Source organism: Nitrococcus sp. (assembly GCF_059432795.1).
Genome location: NZ_JBXWZQ010000075.1, coordinates 1 through 11,243, shown reverse-complemented (window position 1 = coordinate 11,243; position 11,243 = coordinate 1). Strand labels below are relative to the sequence as shown.

The 11,243-nt window shown below is 61.4% G+C and carries 14 protein-coding genes; 6 read left to right on the top strand and 8 right to left on the bottom strand.

Going from position 1 to position 11,243, the window contains the following annotated elements:
- The 3 genes from AC52Q4_RS05980 to hutH form a co-directional block, all read right to left on the bottom strand.
- Positions 1-187, bottom strand: a 187-nt coding sequence (locus tag AC52Q4_RS05980; protein WP_495535892.1) for a DnaJ family domain-containing protein, incomplete at its 3' end; no start/stop codon positions are given.
- A gap of 69 nt (positions 188-256) precedes the next feature.
- Positions 257-1,177: a cation diffusion facilitator family transporter gene (locus tag AC52Q4_RS05975; RefSeq protein ID WP_495535891.1), complete on the bottom strand. Its 921-nt coding sequence runs from the start codon at positions 1,175-1,177 to the stop codon at positions 257-259.
- A gap of 82 nt (positions 1,178-1,259) precedes the next feature.
- Positions 1,260-2,780, bottom strand: a complete 1,521-nt coding sequence (gene hutH, locus AC52Q4_RS05970) for a histidine ammonia-lyase (RefSeq protein ID WP_495535890.1) — start codon at positions 2,778-2,780, stop codon at positions 1,260-1,262.
- Positions 2,781-3,419: 639 nt separating this feature from the next.
- On the opposite strand from hutH, the gene AC52Q4_RS05965 reads away from it, so the two are divergent.
- The gene (locus AC52Q4_RS05965) at positions 3,420-4,247 is read left to right on the top strand and encodes an SDR family NAD(P)-dependent oxidoreductase (RefSeq protein WP_495535889.1); all 828 of its coding nucleotides are present in this window, start codon (positions 3,420-3,422) and stop codon (positions 4,245-4,247) included.
- A gap of 197 nt (positions 4,248-4,444) precedes the next feature.
- Here AC52Q4_RS05965 and AC52Q4_RS05960 read toward each other — a convergent pair whose 3' ends face one another.
- Positions 4,445-4,897 (bottom strand): DUF3617 domain-containing protein, encoded by a 453-nt coding sequence (locus AC52Q4_RS05960; RefSeq protein ID WP_495535888.1) that lies wholly within the window; start codon positions 4,895-4,897, stop codon positions 4,445-4,447.
- Positions 4,898-5,289: 392 nt separating this feature from the next.
- Here AC52Q4_RS05960 and AC52Q4_RS05955 point away from each other — a divergent pair, with 392 nt between their 5' ends.
- Both AC52Q4_RS05955 and AC52Q4_RS05950 read left to right on the top strand, forming a co-directional pair.
- Entirely contained in the window at positions 5,290-5,850 is a 561-nt protein-coding gene (locus AC52Q4_RS05955; protein WP_495535887.1) for a pyridoxamine 5'-phosphate oxidase family protein, read from the top strand.
- Between the two features lie 34 nt (positions 5,851-5,884).
- A complete protein-coding gene (locus AC52Q4_RS05950; protein ID WP_495535886.1) occupies positions 5,885-6,349 on the top strand; it encodes a GNAT family N-acetyltransferase in 465 nt (154 codons plus the stop codon).
- 175 nt (positions 6,350-6,524) lie between these two features.
- Here the strand turns inward: AC52Q4_RS05950 and AC52Q4_RS05945 are convergent, their stop codons facing one another.
- Both AC52Q4_RS05945 and AC52Q4_RS05940 read right to left on the bottom strand, forming a co-directional pair.
- A complete protein-coding gene (locus AC52Q4_RS05945; protein WP_495535885.1) occupies positions 6,525-6,857 on the bottom strand; it encodes a YnfA family protein in 333 nt (110 codons plus the stop codon).
- A 140-nt stretch (positions 6,858-6,997) separates the two neighbouring features.
- Complete coding sequence (locus AC52Q4_RS05940) at positions 6,998-7,312, bottom strand: HPF/RaiA family ribosome-associated protein (protein ID WP_495535884.1); 315 nt, start codon at positions 7,310-7,312, stop codon at positions 6,998-7,000.
- Between the two features lie 297 nt (positions 7,313-7,609).
- On the opposite strand from AC52Q4_RS05940, the gene AC52Q4_RS05935 reads away from it, so the two are divergent.
- The gene (locus AC52Q4_RS05935) at positions 7,610-8,599 is read left to right on the top strand and encodes a YihY/virulence factor BrkB family protein (protein ID WP_495535883.1); all 990 of its coding nucleotides are present in this window, start codon (positions 7,610-7,612) and stop codon (positions 8,597-8,599) included.
- 91 nt (positions 8,600-8,690) lie between these two features.
- On the opposite strand, the gene AC52Q4_RS05930 is transcribed toward AC52Q4_RS05935, so the two are convergent.
- Positions 8,691-8,969: a DUF3634 family protein gene (locus tag AC52Q4_RS05930; RefSeq protein WP_495535882.1), complete on the bottom strand. Its 279-nt coding sequence runs from the start codon at positions 8,967-8,969 to the stop codon at positions 8,691-8,693.
- A gap of 49 nt (positions 8,970-9,018) precedes the next feature.
- Here AC52Q4_RS05930 and AC52Q4_RS05925 point away from each other — a divergent pair, with 49 nt between their 5' ends.
- Both AC52Q4_RS05925 and AC52Q4_RS05920 read left to right on the top strand, forming a co-directional pair.
- Positions 9,019-10,056 (top strand): YbgA family protein, encoded by a 1,038-nt coding sequence (locus AC52Q4_RS05925; protein ID WP_495535881.1) that lies wholly within the window; start codon positions 9,019-9,021, stop codon positions 10,054-10,056.
- 55 nt (positions 10,057-10,111) lie between these two features.
- The gene (locus tag AC52Q4_RS05920; protein ID WP_495535880.1) at positions 10,112-10,804 is read left to right on the top strand and encodes an SDR family oxidoreductase; all 693 of its coding nucleotides are present in this window, start codon (positions 10,112-10,114) and stop codon (positions 10,802-10,804) included.
- Between the two features lie 154 nt (positions 10,805-10,958).
- Here AC52Q4_RS05920 and AC52Q4_RS05915 read toward each other — a convergent pair.
- The coding region (locus AC52Q4_RS05915; RefSeq protein ID WP_495535879.1) for a hypothetical protein at positions 10,959-11,243 on the bottom strand (285 nt) is incomplete at its 5' end.

Here is an 11,243-nt window from a genome sequence, read left to right as displayed (position 1 = left end):
GCCGCTCGACTTGGGGCGGCACGAATCCGGCGTTCTTCAGCACGCGATAGGCGAGGCGCAACTCCTGGGGAATCAGCGCATCGTCGTCGAGCGCGAGCGGCTTGCCCGAGCCGGGGAGGGCCGATAGCTCGCCGCGCTCGATGGCCTCGGCGAGGCGGTGTTCGGTGATGAGATCAACTGTCGACATGTCCGGATCACGATGTGGACTGCGAGCGGCCGATGACGGTGAACGCTGATACGTATGCAGTGCCCTAGGCTATGCGGTTGCGCGCCGATGTCGGTCTTCGGCCTCGATGAAAATGCGTCGGATGAACGGATAAGCGCTTTTTATTTTCTTATCCATGGCGGCGATATTGTCCTCGATCTCCGTCGACGTGATGTCATCCGAGAAGGTGGCGCTGATATTGACCAGTATGTACTCCGGCCCCATGTGCATGGTCAACACCTCGTTCACCCGGACGACACCCGCGGTGGCGCGCGCGATCTCCCGGATGCCCTTCACCGTATCGGCTCCCGCGCTCTCGCCGATCAGCAAGCCCTTGGTCTCGTAAGCAAGCCACGCCGCCGTACCGCCCAGGATCAAACCAATGACGATGGAGGCCGCCCCATCGAAATAGAGGTTGCCCGTCAGCTGGCCGATGAAAATGCCCGCGAAAGCCACCAGCAGCCCGAGCGTGGCGGCGGAATCCTCGAAGAGCACCACGAACAGCGTGGGATCCTTGCCCTTGTGCACGGCCTCGAAATAGCCGAGGTTGCCCTTCGCACGCTTGAATTCGCGGAAGGCCACGTACCAGGCCCCTGCCTCGAAGATCATGGCAAGGCCGAGCACGACGTAGTTGACCATGGGGTTGACGATCGGCTGCGGCGCCAGGATGTGGTCCACCCCCTCGTAAATGGAGATGCCGGCGCCGAGGGCGAAGAGCAGAATCGCCACGACGAAGGACCAAAAATACACTTCCTTGCCGTGGCCGAACGGGTGTTGGGCATTGGCCGGTCTCTTCGAACGGGCGAGGCCGAGCAGCAGCAGTCCCTGATTGCCGGTGTCCACGACCGAATGAATACCCTCGGAGAGCATGGCCGAGCTGCCGGTGACAGCGCCGGCGGCGAATTTCGTCACCGCGATCAAGCTGTTGCCGATGAGGGCGGCGATAATGACTTTCTTGGATCCTGTTGCCATGTCCGCGATGCCTTCCTGGATCTGCCGGTGCCGGTCGGTGTTTGCCGGTGCCGTTGCCGCGAGATTCTCGCATATCTCCTGCCTAGCCGAGATGCGCCCGCGTGGCCTCGATCAAGGCTCCCTGATCGATCAAATGGATGAGCGCCTCGATATCCTGCGCGGCGAAGGCGTCGCGGGTGCGAAAGGGCACCTCCCGGCGCAGCCGTTCGCGCGCGCTCGCCGTGGCGGGGGCGGGTGCCAACGGCGCTCTGAGGTCAAGCGCCTGCGCCGCGCAGAGCGCTTCGATCGCCAGCAGCGCGGTGATATTGTCGAGAATGCGAAACAGCTTGCGCCCCGCGCTCCAGCCCATGGAGTTGTGGTCCTCGTGCATGGCCGAGGTGGGTAGCGAGCCGACACTGGCCGGGCTGGCGAGGCGGCGGTTTTCCTCGGCCAGCGCGGCACCGGTATAGTGCGCGATCATCAACCCCGAGTTGGTTCCGGGCTCGGGGGTAAGGAAAGCCGGCAAGCCCTCGGAGCGGTGCCGGTCCAGCAGGCGGTCGATCCGCCGCTCGGCGATCGCGCCGAGTTCCGCGGCGGCGATGGCGAGGAAATCCAGCGCGAAGGCCAACGGCTCGCCGTGGAAGTTGCCGCTGCTCTCGACGCGGCCGTCCGCGAGCACCACCGGATTGTCGGTTACCGCTTGCAGCTCGCGCTCCGCCACCCGTGCCGCGTACTCGGCCGTATCCCGGGCCGCGCCGTGCACTTGCGGCGTGCAGCGAAACGAATAGGCGTCCTGCACCAAGTGCCCCGATTTGCGGTGGTGCGCGAGTATCGCGCTGCCGTGCAGGAGCCGGCGCAGTCGCGCCGCCACCGCCTGCTGCCCGGGGTGCGGACGCAGGCGGTGCAGCGCGTCCTGAAATACCCGGTCGGTGCCGAATCCCGCTTCGATGCTCATCGCCGCCGTGAGATCAGCCGTATCGAGCAGCCGACCGAGGCGCTCGAGGCCGAGGATGAGCATTGCCAGCATGCCATCGGTGCCGTTGACCAGTGACAGTCCTTCTTTGACGTCCAGTTCGACAGCGGCGAGGCCGTTGGCCTTCAGTACGGCGGCGGCGGCGACACGCTCCTCGCCGACCATGGCCCATCCTTCCCCGCAGAGGCACAACCCGATGTGTGCGAGCGGCGCGAGGTCGCCGCTCGCTCCCAGCGAGCCGTGTTCCGGGACGGCGGGCAGCACACCGGCATTGAGCATTCGGATGAGCGCCTCTACGAGCTGCAAACGCACGCCGGAGTAGCCCATGGCCAAGGTCTTCGCCCGGATCGCCATCATGGCGCGCACCGTTTCCGGCTCGATGGTTCGGCCCACGCCGGCCGCATGGCTGCGCAGCAGCGCGTGCTGCACCTCGCGGCGCTGCGCTGGCGCGATTGCGGTCGTGGCCAATGCCCCGAGACCCGTGGTTACCCCGTAGACTGGCGTCTCGCCAGCCGCGAGCACGGCAAGGCGCCGGCGCGCTTGCTCGATGCGCGCGACGGTGCGTGGCGGCAACGGCAGGGCGATGCTGGCCTTGCCGCGGGCGATGGCGACGATTGTCGGGCGATCCAGCGCGTCGATGTTTGCCTTCATGCGCTCGCCGCCTTTGCTGACCGAATGACCAAGGCGTGTCCGTTCAATGTGCTGAACCGCGTGACAGACATGGCGCCTGCAGTCATCTCGACTGGATCAGTGTCGATTGCGGCAGACAACCGAGCCTATCCCCGCGGTTGCCGACAGCGCTCGCAGCGAGTGAGCTGAATGAAGCCGTTACCGGGGATGCGCGCGATCGTGGCGTGAATCATCCCGCCACAGCTGCACGGTTGCGGAAACCCCGTCGAACACCTCGGGCAACTGCGATCGCCCTCGCGGTGCTCCTCCCATCGAACATTGTCCAACGTAGCAATTTTTTCTTTTGTGTCGGTACTCGTGGCCATCGAATTCGCGCTCATCTCACTGGCAGCTGACGGGATCCACACCGGGGATATGTCGAGCGCACACTCGAATCAACATCGGTTTGGGTGGCATCATGGCAAACGCTGTAGTGAACCACGTTATGGTAGCGTTCGTCTCCCTGTGGCGGAGTCCGGGCTCCGCGCAGTTGTGGCATAGTGAGCCATGTGGGTAGGCGATGAGGTCTGTCGCGCTTGCCGCGCTTCGCAGCCGCTCGCCGTTTGGGCGGTCATGGCTCGGGCACTGGCCTGGCATTTCGAGTACGAGGGAGGAACAGCGATGCACATCGCAGGAAAGTCGGCCTTCATCACGGGTGCCGGCAACGGCATCGGCCGTGCGATCGCCGTGGCGTTCGCGCGCAAGGGAGCGCGGCTGACACTGAGCGATCGGTACGAACAGCGCCTGCGCGACACGGCTCAGGCAGTGGAGGATGTAAGCCGCGAAGAGCGGCCGGATGAGACGCCGGAAGTGCAATTGATTCCCAGCGACGTGCCCGATTCCTGGCGCGACCGGGTCATCCGCATGGTGCTGGAGCGATTCGGCACGCTCGACATCCTGGTGAACAATGTGAGCGTCGTGCAGGGCGGGCGGCTGGAGGAGATCGAGGCCGAACAGCTTCGTGCGCAGCTCGACGCCAATCTGCTCTCGCCCATCTATTACACGCGGGCGGCTCTACCCTCGCTCAAGGCGAGCGAGGAGGCGGCCATCGTCAACGTCTCCTCCGTAATGGGGCTTGTCGGCTTGCCGTTCTATGCCCCGTACGCGGCCGCCAAGGCTGGTATCGCCTGCTTCAGCGAGGCCTTGCGGCGTGAGCTCGCGGGGGACGGAGTTCGGGTCGTCACGGCGTATTCGAGCGCTATGGCGACTTCAATGCCGGAGGGTGCTGAGCTCGGAGCGGATGAGGGGTTGGAGTATGAGTCCCCGGAAGCGCTCGCCGACGCCCTGGTCGCGGCACTTGAAAGCGGTGAGACGGAGGTGCTGCGTGGCAGTGAAAAAGTCGCCGCACTGATCAAACGCAATCGTGAGCAGCCCGGGGAAGTCGATGAGCAGCTAGCACAAAAGCAGGAGGCGTTCGCGCGATTCGCCGCTGCGCATCGCGCCTCCTAGCCGCGGCTGCCCGGCACCGGCCCCTCGTGCGATGGGCGCCGGGCGTGTTCCCTTAACGAGTCGCTGCCGCTCACGTTTCCGGGCAGCAGCGGCGCGTTCGCGCGGTTTTGCGCAAAGACCGGCGGCGCATATCCCCTGTGGCGCGGCCGTGGCGTGCGCGTGAGGGCGTCGCGCAGGCCGCAATGCAGAGTAGACACTCATTCGTGGCACTCGCCGAGGCGTCTGCCCTGCATGGTCTGCGTCATCTGAATGTGGCGGCCCTGCATGGTGCCGGTCATGTGGACGGTTGAATGATAGGCCTCCGGCGAATCGAAGGCGACTGTGCCGTCCATTTCCATGTCCCCCTGCCCGGTACAAGCCGTGCTCCAATTCACGGTATTGCCGGAGCGCTCCATGTGGGTGGTTTTGCAGGTCACATTGCCTTGAGTCTGCGGTTTCGGAATGCCTTGGTTTTCCTCCAGGGCCACTTTCGTAACACACCGTCGCATGGTCTGGGCCGGCATGCTCATTGGCATGCCCTTCATTTGTATATTCACGGTCATTTCCCACAACCCCGGCGACATCATGTCGGAAAGATCAGGCGCTGCGGCATAGGCGACGAGCGGCGTTAGCGTCAAGGCAAAGAGGAATTGAGGGAAACCGAGCTTCATCGGGCACTAACCTCCTGGTCAACGGGCGAACCGGGCGATGCCGGCACTCCGCCCCGATTACCGGGGCGAATCCATCCTGCGCCCCGGGTCGCGGCCATGGAGCGCCATTGCAGTGTCGCCCAATCCCGGTGCCGGTGCCAAGTTCTGCGGGGTCCCCGGTCGTTGCCCCGCGCCGCGTCGATCCGGCGCATGGAGCGAGACGCAGCGTGATTCGACGGCCGGCATTCGACCGTATACTTGCGTCTGACATAATTGTCGCCTGTAGCAAGCGCTGGCCTCCACGCGATTCGATGCGCCACAATAATCTGGATCAATGCTCATTAATATCTCAGGGATAAACAATCTCTGTATCCCAATGTCGCAGGGAATCAGCACAGGATGAGAATACGCAGATGGTAGTGAAGTATCAGGAATTAACGGATCGTTTGGAGAAATTCATTTCCGAGCAGAAAGTATTTTTCGTCGGCACCGCCGCATCGAGTGGACAGGTTAATATTTCGCCGAAAGGCCTGGACACTTTGCGGATTGTGAACAAGAATCGCGTGGTTTGGTTGAACGTCACCGGCAGCGGTAATGAGACGGCAGCCCATGTGCAAGAGAATCCGCGGATGACCTTGATGTTTTGCGCTTTTGATGGCAAGCCGATGATTCTACGCGTGTATGGAACGGCGAAGGTCATCCATCACAATGACCCAGAGTGGGACAGTCTTTTGGGTTTGTTCGAGCCATTTCCGGGATCTCGGCAAATATTCGATCTATCGGTGGACATGGCTATGACATCATGCGGAATCGGAGTTCCCTATTACCACTTCGCCGGTGAAAGGGAGATGTTAGAGGAGTGGGCGACAAGAAAAGATGGAAGTGAAGGAGGGGGAATAAGGAAGTATTGGGAGGAAAAAAACCAATACAGCATCGACGGCATACCATCCCATATAATGAAGAAAAACACCTGATGGCCGAACGACAGCGACCACGGCACTGCACGAAATGAATGTGCGGGACCAGACCGACTCCGATGTCGCCGCGATTTCGCGCCTTTACTATGAAACAGTGCGATTGATCAATGCACGTGATTATCGTTCGGAGCAAATCCAAGTCTGGGCCCCCGAAATTTGTGACGATTCATTTTGGACAGTCCGATTCAGAAATTATCGAGTGTTCGTGGCCGAAGAACAAGGAGAGATAATCGGATTCGCGGAATTCGAGCGCACGGGGCACATCGACTGTTTCTATGTCCACCATCTGTGGCAGGGGCGAGGCATCGGCACGGCTTTGCTGGCGCATATCGAGCAACACGCCGCTGACAGCAACATTCAGCGTCTGTTCGCCGATGTTTCCATAACCGCTCGGCCGTTTTTCATCCGGCGCGGTTTCCGCCTCGTGAATGAACAGAATAGGGCGTACAAGGGATTGTCGTTCAAGCAATTTTTCATGGAGAAGGGCCTTGCATGACATCCTGTTGGCAATCGCTATTCGTGAGTCGCGCCCGTTGCCGGCGGCGACTCGCAAGCCGCCGGGGGTGCGGCGTGGGCGTTTGTATGGCGCTTGCTAGAATGAGACCCGCAACGTGTGAAGGCGCGACTAGCGTGGTCGGCTCAGCTGCGCTTCGGGGCGCCAGTCGCTTGAGCTATGCCGCGGCGCTTCTGGGGCCGAACAGAATAATGAGCGTTCCCAACAAAGCGAACGTGCCGCCCAACAGGTCCCAGCGGTCGGGAATCCGCCCCTCCGCCAGCCACAACCAGAACAGTGAGCTTGCGATGTAGACCCCGCCATAGGCCGCGTAGGCGCGGCCCGCGAAGTCGGCATCGATGCGTGTCAGCAAAAATGCGAAAATCGCTAGGCAAGCGATTCCAGGCACGGTCCAAAGCGCGCTTTTACCAAGTCGCAGCCAAGTCCAGAAAGCGAAACATCCGGCGATTTCGGCAAACGCGGCAGCAATATAGGCGAGCAGACTCGGCATCGATCCGTCGATCCATCCTGTCCTATGAGTAAGCGTGACTGGAAGGGGCCGTTGTCGCCTGGCGGCAGGCGCTATTTCGGGCAAAAACCGTCCCGGCCTGGCCCCGCGCCGTCAGTACCTGCGTGGGCGTTGCCGTGCTCTCAGCGCGTATCGGATAACCGGCCCAGTTGATGGTCGAGTTTCTTGTCGAGCTTGTCTGCGGCGCCCTGAATCGCGTCGTAGATATCCCCCGCCTGATCTTCGACCGCCAGTGGTTGAAGGCCGGCCAAGCGTGCCTCCAGGGTGCACACCTTGTCGGTTCCGCCTTTTGGACCGTTCAGATCCTTTAAGTAAACTTCGATCCGTGTCAGACGGCTGCCGAATCGCCGCTCCACCTTGTTCAGTTTGCGCCGCAGGAATCCCTCGAGCGCCTCACTGAGCTCAATGCCCTCACCTGGATTGATGATGATATCCACGGCTCGCCTTACTCCTCTCCTAGAGCTGTTCGAATACTGACGTTGGTTCTTCCCGAGCTTTTTTCAAGGCGTGCCGCCCGCGCTGCGACTACGATGAAACGCGTGGGCAGCCGGCTTCTTGATGGAACTTGCCATGATTTTGATGAACTCAATAGTTACTGAGATGCCGCATCAAACGGGGGTTGAGGGTTGAAGTGTGCGGCTGGCCGGAAAGGGACGAGCGCCGGCCTAGCAGCGGTGGGACGACGCGACAGCTGCCGGGAAGCGTTCGTTCGTCTCCCAACGAGGAGTTATAAAGTGGTACAGGAAGAACGAACATCTGTGGACAGAGGAAGACAGGCTAGACGCCCCTGGAACATCCCGGCGCGCGGCTGGTGGGATATCATGCTGCGCCTGAAAGCGGATATTACCGACCACAATGTTTCGATTATCGCCGCGGGTGTCGCATTTTATGCCTTTCTGTCAATATTCCCAGCGTTGGTAGCAATTGTTTCGCTGTATGGCTTGATTGCCAACCCGTCGGACGTGCAGCAGCAATTTGCGAACTATGGCGGGATACTGCCGGAAGAGGCGCAGACCTTACTGAGTCAGCAGTTGCAGAGAATTACCGCACGCGCGGTTTCGACAATGAGCGTGGGTGTCGTCATCGGCATATTCTTTGCGCTTTGGAGCGCTAACAAAGGAACTAAAGCGTTCATGGCCGCATTGAATATTGTTTATAACGAGAAAGAAAAAAGAGGTTTGCTACAATTTAATAAAATTGCTTTGTTGATCACTTTCAGTATGATCGTTTTGGCTGTTTTGGCTTTGATTCTGATAGTGGCGCTGCCGATTCTGCTCAAATTTATTAATCTTCCAGCCAGCTTGTCAACGTTGCTGTCGTTTCTTCCCTGGTTGCTCTTGGCCGGCTGTTTCGTGGCCTGGCTGGCCGCGTTATTCCGCTATGGTCCCAGTCGCACCGAGCCGCAGTGGAACTGGGTAAGCCCGGGATCGATAGCGGCCACCGTGCTATGGGTGATCACCTCTGTACTGTTCTCGTTTTATGTGGGAAATTTCGGCAAATACGACAACACTTACGGTTCGGTCGGAGCCATTATCATTCTCCTGCTATGGTTTTATCTGACCGCGTTTGTGATTCTTCTCGGAGCGGAGCTCAACGCCGCGATGGAACATCAGACCACAGTGGATACGACCAGAGGTAGATCCCGTCCAATGGGCAAGCGAGGCGCGCATGTGGCCGATACGGTAGGAGAGGCGTTGGGCGGCGAGGAAAAGCGTGCGCCGTGACAGGCGGAGGCGTGCCGCGCGCGCTCGATCCGGATTTCGGATTAGCGGCGGCGAACGGGATATCGGCGGCGCTGACAACGCCGCAGGCGCGTCAACCCCGCGCCCGGCGTCCGCCGCTCGGAGGCGGCGTGGTGGGCGGTGTCCAGACGTTACGAATCGCTTGCCGGCCGCGTTCGGGAAAGCCCCCCGAGAATCGCAGTCGCGCCCCTCGTCCGCGGCCGAGACATTCGATCAATCCGCTCTCTATGTTATGCAAGCGGGCGACATCCGATACGGCGGAGACGAATCCCTGCGGCGGATTGCCATATTTGACGTATACGGTCCGGCCGATGATTTCCAGCCGATACACCGATATAAATCGGTCGAGCATGGGTCGTAGTCTCTCATTCATAAACGCCTGCAGGAAAGGGTCGCTACCAGTGAGGAGCAGAAGAATACCGGGAGCGGGTCATTCCGCCAATTCTGACACACCGCCCGCCCGGCCGACGAACGAGGCGGGTGAGCAAGGCGCGAAGCGGCGGATTCGTGTCGGTGTCAGCGCTTGCCTGCTCGGCGAGCCGGTTCGTTTCAATGCGGGGCATAAGCGGGACCGCTTCGTGACGGATCGCCTGGCCCGGTATTTCGAGCTCGTGGCCGTCTGTCCGGAAGTCGCCATCGGTCTGGGCGTGCCGCGAGAGCCGATCCGTTTGGTCGGAGCGCCTGAGCGTCCGAGGGCACTTGGTGTCCGGGACGCTTCACTGGATGCGACCGAGCGACTCGCTGAATACGGTCGCCGGATGGTCGGAGAACTCGGCGATATCAGCGGTTATATCTTCAAGAGCAAATCCCCAAGCTGCGGCATGGAGCGGGTGCGCGTGTACGCGCCCGGTGGAGCGCTGCAGGGAAGCGGGCGAGGTATCTATGCGGCCGAGATCATGCGGGGAAATCCCCTGCTGCCGGTCGAGGAAGAAGGTCGGCTCAATGATCCGGTGCTGCGCGAGAATTTTATCGAGCGGCTCTACGCTTATCGACGCTGGCAGGACTTGGTGACGGAGGGCGTCACACCCGAGGCGCTCGTTGAGTTCCATACCCGGCACAAGCTTATACTGATGGCGCACGGTGTGCAGCGTGCCAGGGCATTGGGGCGTCTCGTCGCCGAAGCGGGAAGCCGGCCGATCGGTCCGTTGGCAGCGGAATACGGTGCGTGCTTCATGCATGCCCTGAGCTACCGAGCGACCCGCCGTCGCCACACCGATGTGCTATTCCATGCCATGGGCTATCTCAAGCGGCACCTGGACAGCCACGACAAGGCGGAACTGGTGGCTCTCATCCATGATTACCGACAGGAACGGGTGCCGCTCATCGTGCCGGTCACGCTACTGCTGCATCACTTTCGGCGCCATCCCGTACCTTATATGGAAAAGCAGCTCTATCTTAGCTGGCAGCCCGCCGGGTTGAGCCTTTGGAATCACATCTGAGAGAAAACCGCCTCGAGCGGTTAGTGACAACAGCCGAGCATCCCAGGAGGTGGAAGTGAGTAAGCCGGTTTTTCTTGTCACGGGTGCCTCTAGCGGTATCGGTGCCGAGACTGCGCGAGCGGCGGTACAGGCCGGGTATCGGGTGGCCTTGGTTGCACGTTCACACGACAAGCTGACGGCTCTGGCGCATGAGCTCGGCGGGCAGGCGCATGCCTTTGCCGTGGCTTGCGATGTTACCAGCGATGTGCAGCAGCAGGCGATGGTGGCCAAGGTTCTGGCGCGATTCGAACGGATCGACGTGGTGTTCGCCAACGCCGGCATTCGCGGCGGGCCGGGCGGTTTCAGTGCGGCGGACCCCGCGGTGTGGCGGGATATGATTCTCACCAACGTGTATGCCGTGGGGCTCACCGTGCGCTACACCCTGGAAGCGCTGAAGGCGAGTCGCGGTCATTTGTTGCTTACCGGATCCGCGGCCGGCCGGGTTACCATCCCGGGTTCGATGTATAGCGCCACCAAATGGGCGGTGAGCGCCATTGGTTACGGCGTGCGCGAGGAGCTGCGCGGCAGCGGCGTGCGCGTGACGCTCATCGAGCCGGGCATGGTGGATACCCCCTTGTTCGAGGAGCCGCCCCAGCACGCGCTGAAGCCGGCCGATGTGGCTCATGCGGTGCTTTACGCTACCTCCCAGCCACGCCACGTCGACGTCAACGAGATTCTGCTACGGCCCACACCACCTGTGGCTAAGTGAAACACCCTCGCAGGGAGATCGTTCGCATGGTGGTGCTCTGTCGCATTAGGCGCCGTTCGAGCGCTCGCCGCGAGCGCAGTTTCCAGCATGAGCCAGCACGGGCATGAACGAGGATGGGGCGACACGAAGCGGGTCGGGCTTTCCTCGACAGGCGCTAATCGCCGTCGCCATTGGTCGAGTGGGGCTGGCGATGGCTTTTTTCCTGCGGCAGGGGGGCGGCATGTGGCTCGTGCTGTTTGCCGGCGGGATGCTTGCTGTTTTCCTCGATGGTTTGGCGCGGCCAGTCCGCCGCGCGGTTCCGATTGCCCGGCCTTGGGCGGTCGCGATCGCGATTCTGGCCATAACGACGGTGATCGGCCTGAGTCTCTGGTTTTTGGGCAAACCTCTGGCCAATCAGCTCGCGCTTCTGGCAGAGCGCCTGCCGCAGGATATCGCACAG